Source organism: Mycolicibacterium arenosum, from assembly GCF_024320865.1.
GTDB lineage: Bacteria > Actinomycetota > Actinomycetes > Mycobacteriales > Mycobacteriaceae > Mycobacterium > Mycobacterium arenosum.
Genome location: NZ_JANDBD010000011.1, coordinates 226,617 through 242,027, shown reverse-complemented (window position 1 = coordinate 242,027; position 15,411 = coordinate 226,617). Strand labels below are relative to the sequence as shown.

The 15,411-nt window shown below is 70.6% G+C and carries 9 protein-coding genes; 3 read left to right on the top strand and 6 right to left on the bottom strand.

The window, feature by feature from the left end; translation table 11 throughout:
* Positions 1-51: 51 nt before the first annotated feature.
* The 5 genes from NM203_RS25215 to eccCa form a co-directional block, all read right to left on the bottom strand.
* A complete protein-coding gene (locus NM203_RS25215; RefSeq protein ID WP_255063321.1) occupies positions 52-1,341 on the bottom strand; it encodes a GAF domain-containing protein in 1,290 nt (429 codons plus the stop codon).
* Between the two features lie 139 nt (positions 1,342-1,480).
* Positions 1,481-1,774 carry a WXG100 family type VII secretion target gene (locus NM203_RS25210; protein ID WP_255063320.1) on the bottom strand — a complete coding sequence of 98 codons (294 nt, stop codon included), beginning with the start codon at positions 1,772-1,774 and terminating at the stop codon, positions 1,481-1,483.
* A gap of 31 nt (positions 1,775-1,805) precedes the next feature.
* Positions 1,806-2,129: a WXG100 family type VII secretion target gene (locus tag NM203_RS25205; RefSeq protein ID WP_255063319.1), complete on the bottom strand. Its 324-nt coding sequence runs from the start codon at positions 2,127-2,129 to the stop codon at positions 1,806-1,808.
* A gap of 77 nt (positions 2,130-2,206) precedes the next feature.
* Positions 2,207-3,283, bottom strand: coding sequence for a type VII secretion-associated protein (locus tag NM203_RS25200; RefSeq protein WP_255063318.1), 1,077 nt, complete (start codon positions 3,281-3,283; stop codon positions 2,207-2,209).
* Positions 3,280-6,930 (bottom strand): type VII secretion protein EccCa, encoded by a 3,651-nt coding sequence (gene eccCa, locus NM203_RS25195; RefSeq protein WP_255063317.1) that lies wholly within the window; start codon positions 6,928-6,930, stop codon positions 3,280-3,282. Before eccCa ends, NM203_RS25200 begins: the two co-directional genes overlap by 4 nt.
* Before the next feature lie 109 nt (positions 6,931-7,039).
* On the opposite strand from eccCa, the gene NM203_RS25190 reads away from it, so the two are divergent.
* Together NM203_RS25190 and mycP are read left to right on the top strand one after the other, a co-directional pair.
* Positions 7,040-8,263 carry an EsaB/YukD family protein gene (locus NM203_RS25190; RefSeq protein ID WP_255063316.1) on the top strand — a complete coding sequence of 408 codons (1,224 nt, stop codon included), beginning with the start codon at positions 7,040-7,042 and terminating at the stop codon, positions 8,261-8,263.
* 8 nt (positions 8,264-8,271) lie between these two features.
* The gene (mycP, locus tag NM203_RS25185; RefSeq protein WP_255063375.1) at positions 8,272-9,561 is read left to right on the top strand and encodes a type VII secretion-associated serine protease mycosin; all 1,290 of its coding nucleotides are present in this window, start codon (positions 8,272-8,274) and stop codon (positions 9,559-9,561) included.
* On the opposite strand, the gene eccB is transcribed toward mycP, so the two are convergent.
* Positions 9,532-10,893: a type VII secretion protein EccB gene (gene eccB, locus NM203_RS25180; RefSeq protein ID WP_255063315.1), complete on the bottom strand. Its 1,362-nt coding sequence runs from the start codon at positions 10,891-10,893 to the stop codon at positions 9,532-9,534. The two genes, mycP and eccB, sit on opposite strands and share 30 nt — an antisense overlap.
* 208 nt (positions 10,894-11,101) lie before the next feature.
* On the opposite strand from eccB, the gene NM203_RS25175 reads away from it, so the two are divergent.
* Positions 11,102-15,400 (top strand): AAA family ATPase, encoded by a 4,299-nt coding sequence (locus NM203_RS25175; RefSeq protein ID WP_255063314.1) that lies wholly within the window; start codon positions 11,102-11,104, stop codon positions 15,398-15,400.
* Positions 15,401-15,411 lie beyond the last annotated feature (11 nt).

Here is a 15,411-nt window from a genome sequence, read left to right as displayed (position 1 = left end):
AACTCGCGTTTCGATGCGTCGTGAGCTGGGCGAATACGGGGTTGCTCAGGTTCAGGACAGTTCGGCGTCCAGGCCGGCCAGGTGGCCGCGCGCCTGCGCGCGAGCGACGCCGTCCGAGGCGGCGCTGTCGTGTAGGAGCTGCCACCCGCCACGGTCGTCACGGCCCTCGGGCAGCGCCAACCAGCGGCGCAACAGCGCGACGCTGCCGGTGGACAGGACGGCGGCGCGCAGCGCGGTACTGAGCTCGGTGCGCAGTCGCGCGATAGCCGGTGAAACGGATTGCGGCAGCAGAACTCCCGCATACCGCGCCAGCGCACCATCGACCTCTCCGCGCTGCAGCGCGGCGAACACGTCGGCGACGTCGCTGTCGACCGGCGCCAGCAGCCGGTACGGCCGGGACGCGACGTACTCGGCACCGATCACCCGGCGCAGCCTCGACATCTCGGCTCGGATGGTGACCGCGTCCAGGTCGTTGTCGTCGAGCAGCATGGCCAGGTGGTCGGCGCTGAGCCCCTCCGGGTGCCGCGTGAGCAGGACGAGGATGTCGGCGTGCCTGCCCGTCAGGGTGTGTGCGTGCGGCGCACCGTCGGCGTCGGTGGACACCCACGTGGGCCGTTCGCCACCGAGGACCGTGAGCCGCGCGTTGGTGACGCCGACCGGCTCGGGGCGGGTCAGACGAAGAAGCGCGAGGTGGTGCTCGACGGCGACCGCGGTGGCCCGCACCAACGCCAGCGTCTGCGGGGACGCCACCTGGCTGCCGCCCGTCAGATCGATGGCACCGAGCAGCGCACCGGTCGCCGGGTCGTGCACGGGCACGGCGGTGCAACTCCAGGGCTGGACGATGCGCGAGAAGTGCTCCGATCCGAGGATCTGCAGTTCGCGGTCGAGGGCGAGTGCGGTGCCGGGGGCGTTGGTGCCCGCCCCGCGTTCACTCCAGTCCGCGCCGGGCACGAAGTTCATGGCCTCGGCTTTGCGCCGCGCGGTGGGGTCCCCCTCCACCCAGAGCAGCGTGCCGTCGGCGGCGGTCACGGCGACGAGGACGCCTGCGTCGGAGGCGTCCTCGACCAGCAGCTTCCTGATCACCGGCAACGCCGACGCCAGCGGATGAGCCGAGCGCAGGCGTTCCAGCGTGGAGGCCGCCGACGCCGCATCCGCGCCGCCGCGATCCGGATCGACGCCGGTCGCGAGGCTGCGCCGCCAACTGTCGGCCACCAGGGGGCGCAGGGCGGACGCGTCCAGGTAGTCCGCGTCGACCTGCCCCGCGACGAAGAGTTCGTGAACCGCGCGCAGGTCAGGCGGCTGGCCACTCGGCCGGCCGCCCGATGCCTTCGTGGTCACCACCGCTGCTCACACTCCTGCGCGTCAATTCACCTGCGCGCGTGGCCGCCAATGTAGTCCAAAACGGCCGCTGAAGGGCGCAGATGACTGTGCGGTCCCGCCGGCTCTCCATTCCGGCGGGACCGCACAGAGTTCATCGGGGCTAGCCCCACGCTCCCGCGGCGCGTCTATCGGTGTCCGCGACGTCGGCGGCGCCGTCTCGCACGGCGTTGCCGAGCCGGAACAGGATGTCGTTGAGCGCCGCCGCCGACTGCTCCCAGCGAGCCTGCTCGACGCGGTACGCCTCGGCCGCCTCCCGCGTCCACGTCGCCTGCAGCGGCGCTACCTGCGCACGCAACTCGTCCAGCGCGGCGTTGAACCGGGCCGACGTGGTGTGGATCTCCTGCCGAACCGTGTGCTCGATGGCGTCGAAGTCGTATGACAGAACCGGATCCATGATGTCTCCATATCGATTGTGGGATAGGGGTTTACAACGTGTTGCCGGTGGCGGCGATCGCGTGCGAGTGGGAATCGGCGACCTCGCGGAGCGTGCGCTCGTTGGCACGGATGTTCTCGGAGATGCGCTGTAGGGCGGTGTACAGCGTGTGCGACTCCGCGTCCCAGCGCCCGACGACGTCGCGGAACCTGGCCGCCGCCGCGCCGCCCCACACGGTCGTCGGAACGCCTGCCATTCGTCCCATGAACGCGCGCAGCATCGCACGCAGTTCGTCGTTGCGGACGTCGATCCTGCCCGCCACCGCGGTCATCATCTCGAAGTCGGTGGTGAGCGTTCCGCTCGCCGGTGTCGTCATCGCTTCCCTCTCGTCGAAAGTGCTGTTGTGGATGTGTAATTAGGACGCAGCCGGACGCCGTTCGGTTCCATCGATCGCTACCCGATTTCGCCGAGGGTTCTCGCGCTGCCGATCGCGCGCTCACACACCGCGGTTCGCCGTGGCTCCGTGGACCCGTCGCGACATCCGATGGCGATCCGAACTCCGCCGTCGACCAGCGCGGTCCAATCGACGACGCCGGACCGCACCTCGCGATAGCTCACCGCGTGTCGACCCGCCACCACGTCGTCGGGGTTGAAGTCCGTGAACACGCCCGCCGGCTGCCGCTGCAACGCGGCGCCGAGTGCCCGCGCCGTGCCATCTCGGGTCTCCAGGGGCGCAACCACGGCCTGAGTGATGTGCACCGCCGCGCCGCCGTCGGGCGACATCACCTGTAGGCGAGCCGATCCCGGACCGGTCACCACTCGTTCGACGGCCCAGTTCGCGGGGACCTCGACCGCCACGCGCCCCTCGACGACCCACGTGGTCGCCGGTGCCGAGCGCGTCGGTTCGGGGCGCAGGGCGGCGCCGGCGAGCGCCGCGGCGATCGTCAGCGCGCAGGCGATCACACCCACTCGAGCCGGACGCCACCGCGGCCGCGGCCGCTGCGGATCCGTCCCGGCCGCCCCTCGCACGCCGTCGTCGTCGACCCGGATCACCTCGACGCCGCGGCGTTCGAGCCGCCGCTCCACGTCGAGCGCCACGGCGTCGAGGCCGCCGACGCCCGTCGGGGTGTCGAGCACCACCGTGGCTGCGCCGCTACAGGATTCGAGCACCTCATCGACCGACGGCGCCCCTGGACCGAGTTCGACCACAACGGGCGCGAGGGTGCGGAGCACCTCGCCGCGACGCAGCACCGTGACCACGGCGCTCAGCGTCAGCAGCGCATCCTCGACGAGCTCCACCCGCGATCCCGGCCACCAGGACGGCACCACCAGCGTGACCCGGTCGTGCCGCTCCCCCAGTGCCTCGTCGACCACGCGACCCCACAGCTCGCGAACCGTGACGATCCGGTCGTCGTACACGGCGAGCCTGTCGTCGACGGCATCGAGTGCGGTCCGCACCAGCTCCGGGTCGACGGTCTCCGGACCGGTCACCGCGCCCGGTCCGACGACGACGACGTCGGCGTGCCTCATCGCGGATCCGTCCACGCCACCTGCAGCAGCCGATCGGGTTCGCCGCGCACGCAGACCGTTCCGCGCCCCGGTGGCAACGGCCGCGGCCGCACCGACCCGAACAGCACGCCGTCGTCGGGACCGGCGCTGAGCGCCAGTCCCAGACAGCCGTGATCGCGCAACCCGCTGAGCACGGGATCGAACATCGCCCGCGCGGCACCGCCGGAACGGCGGGCCACGACCAGGTGCAGGCCGATGTCGGTGGCGTGCGGGAGGAACTCGAGCAGAGGGGTGAGCGGGTTGACCGTCGACGCCGCCACCACGTCGTAGTCGTCCACGACGACGTACCACTCGGGGCCCGACCACCACGACCGATCGCGCAGTTGTCGCTGCGTCACCGTGTCCGGGGGCAGGCGAAGCCGCAGTTCGTCGGTCACGTCGGCCAGCTGGGACTCCGCGCCCGACACCGACATCGCATAGCCGCGCAGATGGTCGCCCTCGACCTCGCCGAGCAGGGAGCGGCGGACGTCGACGACGACGAGTTGCGCGGCCGCGGGGTCGCGGATGCGGATCAGCTCGCGGCACAGCGTGCGCAACGCGGCGGTCTTGCCGCTGCGCGAGTCGCCGACGATCAACGCGTGTGGCGCCGTGGCGAAGTCGAGCACGACGGGTGACAGCTCGACGTCGAGGCCGAGCACCACGGCGTCCGGGCACCGCGTCGCAACCGACTCGAGGAGCACCTGCGCGGGCAGCAGTTCGACCTCCGCGGTCGCGGCTCCCGGATACCGGCGCCGCAGCGTGTCCGCCGCGGCACGCCACGCGTCCTCGAGGCCCGCCGCCGAGCCGACCCCGTCGAGTCGCGGCAGCGCGATCACCGCCTCGAGACCGTCTCTGGTGACACCGTGACCGGCGGGGCGGTCGACCAGCAGCCGGGCAGCTCGGCGATCCATCTCCGAATCAGCGGGATCACCAAGGCGCAGTTCGACTCTGGTGCCGATTCGATCCTTGAGCGCGGGCCTGATCTCGGCCCAGCGGGCCGCGGCGATGACGACGTGCACGCCGACCGAGAGGCCCTGTCCGGCGATCGCAGTCACGGTCTCCTCGATCCCGTCGAACTCCTGCCGAAGCGCGCCCCAACCGTCGATGACGAGGAACACCTCGCCGTCGCGCTCGCGCGCCGCCTCGCGGCGCCGCACGATCGCCTGCACGTGCGCGACGATGCGCTCGGCCAGCTCCCGGTCGAACCGGCCCGCGACGCTGCCCACGTGCGGCAGCTCGCGCACCGACGCGAGCTCGCCGCCGAAGTCCAGCACGTGGAACCGCACCTGATCGGGCGGGTGCGCGACGGCTAGCGCGAGCATCAGCGTGCGCAGCGCCGTCGACTTCCCGCTGCGGGGGCCGCCCACCACCGCGACGTGGCCGCCGGCGGCCCGCACGTCGGCCAGCAGCGGATCACGTCGCTGCGCGAACGCGTTGTCCACCAGGCCGATCGCCGCCACGAGCTCGGGTGTCCCCGTCGCGTGCGCGAGCACACCCGCGAGCGTCGGCGGCGCCACCAGCGGTGGCAGCCACACCCGGTGGGCGGGCGTGCCGTGATCGGCCAACCGGGCGACGACCGCGTCGAGCACCGTGCGCCGTCTGGGCTCACGCGGTACCACCGTCGGCCGCACCTCGCCGACGGGCGCGGCGGTGAACGGGCTCACCGTGCCGGGCGCGCACGCGGGGTTCGCGGAAGCAGCCTCGATCGCGCCCGACACGTAGGCGGCGTGGAATCCGATGAGCTCACCCGACGGCGTCTTCAGCAGGGCGGCACCCGGTGAGTTGGGCAGGTCGAAGGCGTCGGCGGTACCGAGCACGGCGCGGGAATCGCTCGCGGAGAACGTCTTCAGGCAGATCCGATAGGACAGGTGGGTGTCGAGCCCGCGCAGCCTACCCTCCTCCAGCCGTTGGCTGGCGAGCAGGAGATGGATGCCCAGCGAGCGACCGACCCGGCCGACCGCGACGAACAGGTCGACGAAATCCGGATGGGCGGTGAGCAGCTCGGAGAACTCGTCGACCACGATCAGCAACGTCGGCAGGATCGGCAGCGCCGGGTTCGACAGCCGTTGCGCTCGGTAGCCCGCGAGGTCGGCGCAGCGGCCCGCAGCGCGCAGCAGTTCCTGCCGTCGCGTCAACTCCCCGGTGAGCGCGTCGCGCATGCGACTCACCAGATGCGCTTCGTCGGCGAGGTTCGTGATGACCGCGGCGACGTGGTGCAGGCGCTCGAAGCCGAGGAACGTCGCGCCTCCCTTGAAGTCGACGAGCACCAGGTTCAGCGCCTCGGGCGGGTGAGTGGCGACCAGGCTCAGGGTCAGCGTCCGCAGGAACTCCGACTTGCCCGAGCCCGTTGCTCCGACACACAGACCGTGCGGCCCCATCCCCTGATCGGCGGCCTCCTTCAGGTCGAGGTGCACCGGGTCACCCCGCGCATCGGTGCCGACCGGTACACGCAACAGCTCTCGTCCGACCCGTGGGCGCCACGCATGCGCGGGGTCGACCCGGTCGGGGACGCCGATACCGGACAGTGCGGTCCAGGCCGGCCGCGCACCGGGGTTGGCACTGGGCTCGCGATAGCGGGCCAGCCGTCGGGCGCATGCGAGCGCCTGCGCGATCGTCATCGCGTCGGCACCCTGCGCCGTCGGGTCGACGACGTGCCCGGACGTGCCGCCGATCATGATGACGGTGACCCCGTCGACACTGGCGTCGAGGCCGGTCACCGAGCCGCTGTCCACCACCACGACCGTGCGCGGGACAGCCTCGGCTGCAACCGAACTCACCCGGTTGAACGTTCGGCGCGCCTCGCCCGCGCAGTCGCCCCATCCCGGTCGCCGGTGCTGCGGCAGCCACTTCAGCCAGTCCCACTCACCAGCCGACGCCCGGTCGACGACGGCCGATATCGCCAGCGACGCCGGTCCGTGGAACACCGCGAGCTGGCAGACGACGGAGCGCACCAGGGCGCGGGCGGTCTCCCGCTCACCCGCGACGGCGATGACCGGATCGGCGGCGAGGTCGACGGTGACCGGCATGTCGGCCACCTCCGCAGTGTCCTCCAGCAACCGCCGCAGTGCATCCGCGGTGACCGGATCCGGTACGTCGTGGGTGCTGAGCTCGGGAGCCAGCACGGGTGTCGCGAGCGGCTGCCGACCGATGCCGATCCGAACGACGCCGAAGTCGGGATCGCCGGGTCCGCGTTCCCACATCCGGGGCCCGCCTACCAGCGCCCAGAGTGCCGCCGGGTCGGGGTGGCTGAACCGGGCGCGGCGGTGCTGCGCCGTCGCGGTCTCCAGCGCTTTCGCCGCGACGTCATCGAGGTAGCGCAGGTACCGCCGTCGGCCCGCATCCAGTTCGGCGCTGCGGTTGTCGTTGCGCAGTCCGTAGGCCAGGGATCCGACCGCCGACATCACCATCATGATCGGGAACAGGGCGAACATCGGGCTGCGACTGGTGCCGACCCCCGACGTGAAGTAGAGGGCCGTCATCCCCAGTGCCGCCACGACCATCGCGATCGGCAGCAGCCGCCCGATCGAACCGGCGGGCGTGGCCGCCGGCACCTCCGGAGGAGCATCCAGCAGCACCACCCCGCCGTCGACCGGCGGCGCGGGTTGTCGAGGTGCGCGCACGAACTCCATGCCCTATTGGACGCACCGAACGCGCGGTCGGTTCCCTCGGTTCGCGACGAATATTGGTGCGCAGCGGACCGACTCGGCGCCGCTACGGTGACGTCGAGGGGGAATGCGAATGTCCATGCGGCGGATATCGATCCACGCCGAGGTCGCCGGGCACCTGCGCGCGCACGACATTGCGCTGTGCGCCCGGTCGCCCGTGGCCCAGCTGCTCCCCGACCTCGTCGACATCGTCGGCCACGCACGCGACGGAGTACGGCGCGAACTGCGCACCTCGGCGGGCACCCCGCTCGACGAGTCGATGTCACTGACCGACAACGGGATCCGCGACGGCGACGTCGTCACGCTCGATGCCGTCCACGCACCGGCGCGCGGCCTGCTCGGCGTCGAACCGGTACGCCGGGTGGCCGGCACCGGCGACGTCGTGCGGATCGACGTCGGGCGGTTGATCGAGATCAGCTGGGGCTGGCTGATGCTCGCGGTGGCGGGTGCACTCGTGTGGACGGGGCTGCAGGACGCCGCCCTCGGCGCCGCGATCGCCATCGCGTGCTGCGCTCTCGCGACGTCGTGGCGCGCCGTGGCCACCGGCAGTCGTGGGCTCGCGGTCGCCGGTGTGCTCGGTGCTGGTGCCGCAGGATTCGTCGTCGTGCCGACGGGACCATGGCCCGCGAACGTGCTCCTGTGCGCCGCAGTCGTTTTCGCGGTGTCGGTGGTGATGTCGCGGCTGGTTCCCGTAGCGATCACCGCGCTGACCGCCTCGGGTTCGACGGCCGCAGCGGTGGCGGCCGTCGCGGCGGTCACCGTGGCGGCCACGTGGAATGTTGCGACGGCCGGGGCGGTGTTGGCGGTGTGCGGCATCGGACTGCTGGCGCTGGCACCGCGGTGCGCCGCGCTGCTCGCGGGCGTCCCGGTTGCCGCGCACAGCGTGTTGACCGGATTGGTCATCGGATCCACGGCCAGCGCGGTGATCGGAGTCGCCGTGGTCGCCGCGGCCACCAGGACGGTGCCGTCGATCGCGTTCACCTCGGTGACGGCGCTGCTGCTTCTGGCGCGCGCCCGCACCCACGTGGATGCCGGCCGTCGCATCGCTCTCACCGTCGCCGGACTGGCGTGCGCAACGGCCGCGCTGAGCGTCGTCGCCGTCGTGTTCCGCGGCGCGACCCCGTGGGTGGGGATGGGCGTCGTCGCCGCTGTCGCCGTGGCCGCAACGGGTCGGCCGGGACCGGGGGTCGCACGCGCCGTCGACGGCCTCGACTACCTCTGCGCCGCGCTGCTGGCGCCCCTCGCGTGCTGGGTGATCGGCGTCTACTCGGTGGCGCGCGACTGGGTGTTCACGTGAGCCGCAGGATGGCGGCGGTCCTGCTCGCCGCAGGCAGCGTCTGGATCGCTCCGACCGCCGCGGCGGTGGTGCCACCCGTGGTCGACGATTCCCTGCTCCCCCCGGCCGGCCCGGCCGCGCCGCCCGGTCCCACCGAGCCGATCGGCGACTGTCAGTCCGGCGCCGCGCCGGTGCGCAGTCAACCGGCCACGCAGTTGGCGATGCTCGATCTGGCGGCGGTGCAACGGCTGTCGCGCGGCTTCGGCCAGACCGTCGCCGTCATCGACACCGGCGTGGCACGGCATCGGCTGCTGCCCCGGCTGACCGCGGGTGGCGACTACGTGTCGGCCGGTGACGGCACCCGCGACTGCGACGGACACGGCACCGCGGTCGCGGGCATCGTCGCCGCGTCGGGTGACCCGGCGTTCTCCGGTGTTGCGCCCGACGCCGCGATCCTGGCGATCCGCCAGTCCAGCAACGAGTTCCGCCGCACCGACGGCGACGCGCCGTCGGGGGTCGGCGATGTCGAGACTCTCGCCCTGGCGGTGCGAGCCGCCGCGGACCTCGGCGCGACCGTCATCAACATCTCGTCGGTGGCGTGCGTTTCCGCCGACGTCGGCATCGACGACGGATCGCTCGGGGCCGCCCTGGGGTATGCGGTCGACGTCAAGAACGCGGTCGTGGTGAGCGCCGCGGGCAACGTGGGCGGGCAGTGCACCGAACAGAATCCGGTCACGGCAGGCGCCGGCCGCCCCGACTGGGCGTCCGTCGAGGTGGTGGTGAGCCCGGCCTGGTACGACGACCTCGTCCTGACGGTCGGTTCGGTCGACGGCGACGGTCGCCCCTCGGGGTTCAGTCTCGCCGGCCCGTGGGTGGACGTCGCGGCGCCGGGCGAGTCCGTCGTCTCGCTGAGTTCGGACGGCGAGGGTCTGATGAATTCGATTGACGACGAGCCGGTTTCGGGTACGAGCTACGCCGCGCCGGTCGTTTCGGGTCTGGCCGCCCTGGTGCGTGCGCGATCGCCTCACTTGACCGCCCGACAGGTCATGCAGCGCATCGAGCAGACGGCGCGCCACCCGTCGTCGGGGTGGGACCCGTACGTCGGTTCCGGCGTCGTCGATCCGCTCGCCGCCGTCAGCGCGGACGCCGGCCCACCGCCGAGCACGCCGACCAGCGGCGTGCGCGTCGCGGCTGCGGACACCGTCCCGACCGACTCGCGGGCGCGTTCGGTGGCGTTCGGCGGTGCAGCGGCGGCCGTGGCCATCGTCGTCGCAGTAGCCGCGAGTCGGTTACGCGGACGGGACGTCACGCGGCACTGAGGCCACCGCGATGGCCAACTCCGGTCCAGCGGGCAACTGAGCGAGGATCGGCCAGGGCGCGGCGCCGGGGGTCGGCAGCCCGAGTGCCGTTGCGGCCTCGTCGTCGGCCACCCCGAACAGCACGCCCGACTCGGTGACGAGGAATCGCGGGCCGCCGGCTGCGGCGGCGCCTGACGCGCCGACCGAGCGCACGTAGACACTGCGCCCACCGGGCATCGCGACCGCGTCGACGCGGGGCCCGTCGCCGTCCGCCTGCGCGAGCGCGGTCGCGCCGGTCGTGTCGAGGTGCGTCGAATCCCCGCTTGCGACAACGGTGTCCCCCCTGTCCCAGTGCACGCACACCGTCATCTCGTCGGCGGCGCCCACCGGTGCTCGTGTGCTGCGGGGGAAGCCGCCGACGGGCAGCGAGTCGACGGCCGCGCTGGCGGCCACCGCCGCGGGGCTGACCGTCGCGATGTCACCCGCACCGCGGTAGGCGGTGCGGATCACCTCGGCGGCGACGGCCCCGACGCGCTGCAGGCCGTCGGCGAGCACGACGTGGAACTCCTCGGCGTCGGCGCGCGCCACCCGGATCACGGTGCCCACGGGAAGGCCGCCCACCGACTCCGGCCCCGTCGTGCCCGCGCCCGCGATGGCGGGCACCGTGACCGCGGGCAGTTCGGGAAGGGCGTCCAGCAGCGCGCGTGAAACCGGTACCGGCGCAACGCCGTCGAGATGCAGGGCACGGGCAACCGCGCGCTCACGCAGGTCGACCCGAGCGCGGACGCCGTCGTACAGCAGGTAGGTGGTGGCCGCGCTCTCACCGCGTGGACTGACCAGTACGGTGCGGGCCGAGTCGTAGGGCGGCGACGAGGCGCCGACGAGCACGATGGTTCGCTCGCCGTCGCAGACCGTCCACGCGGGCTCGGCCAGCGGCGTGCCGATGGCGTCGGGTGCGCCGGGGATGCCGAGTCGGGGACCGCGCGGCAACCGGGTCAACGACCGTTCGGCCACGACGACGGGCGCGGCCGCGGTGCGGGCGATCAGCCGCGCGGACGCGAGGTTGGGTACCGGGTGCAGCGCGTCGTCAACGCGGACGAACATGGCACCCGACTCCCGCGCGAGGAGGATCGGCGCCGAGTCGGGCACGCCCTGCGGTCTCACGACGGCCATGACGGCACAGCCCGCTACGGCGATCGCGGCCAGCACACCCCCGACCGCAAGCGAGCGGGATTGCGCGCGTAGCGGTTCCTCGTCGAGCGAGATCTCCCTGCACACCAGTGCGTGCGACAGCCTGCGCGCCTGGAAGCGCTGCGCACTCGCCGCCAGTCGAGTCGATGCCTGTCGCGCCATGGAAACCCCCGGCTACGAGCCTATGCGCCGGGCGGTGGCCCCTTAAGCACCGAAGTGCGAGCAAACGCGGCGTAGCCGAGCGGTGGCGGCGTGCGTTAATTACGATGACTGCCACAAAGGGGTTGGGAGGGGTTCCGCAAATGCCTTCGTCGTTGCCAGTGGGTCGCCGGGCATCGCGCCCGGAGCGCGGCGAGGTGTGCGCGAAGCAATGACGACACCGCTGCTCGACTTCGGCGCGCACGTGGTCGGTCGGACTGATGAACTCGGCCAGCTCCGCGAGGCCGCGGGCGCGACGGGGCGCGCGGGCGGTGGCTGCATCCTCATCAGCGGACCGCCGGGGGTGGGGAAGTCGACTCTGCTCCAGTTGTTCGGAGCCGAGGTGTCCCAGAGTGATCACGTGTTCGCCTACGGACGCTGCCGCGACGGTTCACCCGCCCCCTACGCAGCCCTCAGCGATGCGCTCCGGTCGATGGTCCGCGCGATGGATTCCACCGGGGCCGCCGAGAGCGAGCGATGGCGAAACGACCTTCTCGAGGGTGCCGCGTCGCTGGGGTGGGTGCTCGCCGAGTTGGTGCCGGAACTCGCCAAGATCCTCGGGGCGACTCCGCCGGTATCCATCGAGATCGACGCCGCAGACGCGCGGCGCCGACTGCATCGCGCGGCCATCCGCCTGGTGTCGGACACCGCGGGCTACCGGCCGGTGGTGCTGGCCATCGATGATCTGCAGTGGGCGGATCAGGATCTGCTGATCTTCCTATCGGAGCTGCTGACGGTGTCACCGGAGGGTGTTCTGATCGTGGGCACCCATCGCGCGGGCGAGTTCGATCCGAGAGCGGCGGGGATTCCGACCGACACCCTGCGCGACATCGAGTTGGCTCCGCTGTCACACGACGAGATCGAAGATCTCCTCGCCTCTGTCACCGGTAAGGGCGTCGAACTCGGCGACGTCGCGGTCGAGTTCCACCACCGCACGGCGGGGAATCCGCTTCAGGTTCGCCAGCTGCTGTACCGAGCACAACACCAGGGTGCGCTGATTGCGGAAGGCGCGGGTGGACAGCCCACCTGGGATCTGCGCGTCCTGGAGTCGATCGAGGTCACGGCCACCTCCGCCGAGTTCCTGGGTAGCTATCTCGACCAGCTGGGCCTCGCCGACCGGGAGATCCTCGCGAAATTGACATGTCTGGGCGCCGACTTCGACCTGGACGACGCGACGCTCGCCGCCGACGAGTCGCCCGACGTCGTGGTCCACGCGCTCTGGTCCGCCTTGGAACTCCGCCTCCTTGAGGCCGTCGACAGCGGCGGTCGCAGAATCACCAATGCGATCAGCCGCGACGCCCGTTACAGGTTCAGTCACGACCACATCCTGGAGGCAGCCAGGTCCGTCCTGTCCGTCGATGAGGAACGAGAAGCCCATCTACGCGTTGGCCGACGACTCGCGCGTCTGGGCGACGACCGATTGTTCGAGGCTGCCAGGCACATCGGCATCGGCGGTCGAAACCTGATGGACGGCGAGGAGCGCCGGGATTTCGTCGATCTGCTGCGCAGGGCCGGACTGAAGGCGCGAGCACAGGCCTCCTTTCCGTTGGCATGCGAGTACTTCCGGGACGCCGTGGCGCTGCTCGGAGCGCGTCGCTGGACCGATCACTTCGCACTCAGTCGCGAGTTGCAGTTCGAGGTCGCCGAGTCCGCCATGCTGGTCGGTGACGTCGCCGTGCTCAACGATCTACTCGACGAGGCCCACCGTTTCCTCTCGGAACCAGCGGATCTCGCGCGCTTGTTCTATCTCCGCCTCAAGGGACGTGTTGCGGAAAACCGCCTTCAGGACGCGCTTGAGACCGGACTCCTGGCGCTGCACGAGCTAGGCGAGTCGGTGCCCCCGCATCCGGGCAAGCCCAGGATGGCCGTCGCCCTGACCCAGATGAAGCTCGCGATGAACCGCTGGACCAACACCCGGCTGCTCGAGCTACCCGTGTGCGATGACCGCCGAGTCATCGAGGTGCAGCGCATCCTGTCCGAACTGCGCAGCATGTCATACATGCTGCGTCCCAATATCTTTCCTCTGGTGGTCCGCAAGCAGCTCGACCTGACACTCAAGTACGGCCACACCCCGTCATCACCACTAGCGCTGGCGAGTTATGGTCTGCTCCTCGTCTTCACGGGCGACCTTCAGGGCAGTCAGCGCTTCGGCGAGGTTGGGCTGTCCCTTAGCGAGCCAGAGTATTTTCCACAGTCGCGTCCCGAAACGATGTTCCTCTACGTGAACTTCATCCGGCACTGGCGCCACCCCATCGGAGACGGCCTCGGAGAACTGCGCGACGCCGTGACAGCTGCGCTCGACCAGGGGGACCAGGAGTACGCCGGCTTCCTCGCAGCGGTACTTCTCTCACAGTCATTCTGGGTCGGCAGGCCGATGGCGGAAATGGACACGCTTGCGCAATCCCTCATCCCCGAGATCCGCTCGCAGCCCGCACCCACCGCCGTGTGTCAGGCCATGCAGCAGCTCTGCCTCAACCTGATGGGCCGCAGTGAGGACCACCTATTACTCGCCGGCGAAAGCGGCTTCGACGAACGCGAAGTGGTGCCTGCCGCCCGCGAAGAGGGCGACGCGGTCACACTCGGCGTCGTTGAGGCGATGAAGCAGGGACTGCATTTCTGGGCGGGGGATTACTCAGGCGCGGCGGGCGCCGGCAACGAAGCACTCGCCCACAGCGACGGACTGGTCGGAACCGCGCCGCTGCAATCTGCACACGTGCTCAGCGGCATGAGCATGATCTACAGCGCTCCGCACGACCGGTCGACGCGTCGCTTCCTGCGTAAAACCATTGCACTGCATCGGAAATGGGCCCAGGGTGCGCCGACCAATTACGCGGCGTCGCTGGCACTGTTGGAGGGCGCCTGGGCGCGGGCGTGCGGAAAACACCGCAACGCCGAGTTGCACTTGGAGCTGGCGATCGAACTGGCTGAGAAACACCAACTTCAACTCATCGGCGCGATGGCTTATGAGGAGACCGCCGGACTCTACTCCGAGACCGGCCGGACGAGGCTGGGCCAGCACATGCTGCGAACGGCGTATCAACGCTTCTCCAATCTGGGACTCGCCGTACGCACCGATCGACTTGCGCAGGACAATCCGTGGCTGCTGAGCCGTGACCTCGTCTCGACTGACGACATAGGGGTGGACACCCGCAGCGCGCATCGCCTGGTGAGAACGTTGTCCGCAGCACACACGGCCGATGAACTGGCCAAACTCGTTCTGGGCACCATTGCGGACGCAACCGGCGCCCACCGCGTGCTGTTCCTCACCGGAGAGGGGGAGCATCTCGCGGCCAAGGCCTCGCAAGAGGACGGGCACGTCACACGCATCGACGGACCGTGGACCGAACTCACGTACGACGCCTCTCTCGTCAGCAGGATGAGTGCGATCCGTTCGCCGCTGACCACCGGCGATCCTGCCACCATGGTCGTACCGATCATCGTGCAGGACAAGATCATCGGAGCGATCTACGCCGAGCACAATCGGTCGGGTCAGCACTTCACGATCGACGACGAACATGCGGTTGCACTGGTGTGCGCTCAGGCGGCCGCGCCGTTGTGGAACTTCCATCTGGAGGCTCGGTTGCGCGATGCCGACGAGCACCGGCAGTCGCTGATGGACGTGCAGTCGCGATTCGTGCCCAACGAATTGCTGCGCATCCTCGATATCGACGACCTGCGCAGGGTGCGCAGCGGCTACCGCGTGGATCGCGAAATGACCGTGCTGATCAGTGACATTCGCGGCTACACCACGATGCTCGAAGACATGGACGTGTCGGAGGCGAGCAATCTGGCCATGGGTTTCCTGCGTGCAACGGAGATGCCGATCGTCAGTTGTAACGGCATGATCCAAGACGTCCGTGGAGACGAGATCGTCGCGGTCTTCGAGTCGGAGGCCGACGCCGTGCGAGGCGGCCTGGCCATGCTTCGGTCGATGCGCGAGCACAACCGGGAGCGAATCGCGCTCGGCACCCAGGAGCTGCGCGCCGGGGTGGGACTGAACACCGGTCGGGTCGGCGTGACGCTCGTCGGCGGCGTGAACCGCATGGTGTTGACGATCATCGGTGACACCGTGAACCTGGCCGCCCGCATCGAGAGCACCACGAAGCGGTACGGCTCGTCGATGCTGATGTCGGGCACGACCCTGGCCGGTCTCGCCGATCCGAGCGAGTTCGACATCCGGCGCATGGAACGGGTGATGGTGGTGAACCGTCGGAAGGCGGTCACGATCTACGAGGTCTACGACGAGGACCCGCCGGAGCTCCGTGATGCCAAGCGCGTCGCCCAGCCCGCGTTCGACGAGGCGTTCGCACTGTTCGACGCCGGCGATAACAACGCCGCGCGGGCAGCGTTCGAGCGGTGCCGGCAATTACTGCCCGATGATCCGGTAGCCCCGTTGCACCTCGCCCACTGCGACGCGGTCGACCGTGGTGAGATGACGCCGGGTCAGGACATCGTGCTCGCTCAGAAATGACGCGGGCGACG

Coding starts and splice junctions, on each gene's coding strand:
- NM203_RS25175 (WP_255063314.1), top strand. CDS start 11,102: ATGACGACACCGCTGCTCGACTTCGGCGCGCACGTGGTCGGTCGGACT.
- NM203_RS25205 (WP_255063319.1), bottom strand. CDS start 2,129: ATGACGACACCGGCGAGCGGAACGCTCACCACCGACTTCGAGATGATG.
- eccCa (WP_255063317.1), bottom strand. CDS start 6,930: ATGGAGTTCGTGCGCGCACCTCGACAACCCGCGCCGCCGGTCGACGGC.
- NM203_RS25210 (WP_255063320.1), bottom strand. CDS start 1,774: ATGGATCCGGTTCTGTCATACGACTTCGACGCCATCGAGCACACGGTT.
- NM203_RS25200 (WP_255063318.1), bottom strand. CDS start 3,283: ATGAGGCACGCCGACGTCGTCGTCGTCGGACCGGGCGCGGTGACCGGT.
- mycP (WP_255063375.1), top strand. CDS start 8,272: ATGGCGGCGGTCCTGCTCGCCGCAGGCAGCGTCTGGATCGCTCCGACC.
- NM203_RS25190 (WP_255063316.1), top strand. CDS start 7,040: ATGTCCATGCGGCGGATATCGATCCACGCCGAGGTCGCCGGGCACCTG.
- eccB (WP_255063315.1), bottom strand. CDS start 10,893: ATGGCGCGACAGGCATCGACTCGACTGGCGGCGAGTGCGCAGCGCTTC.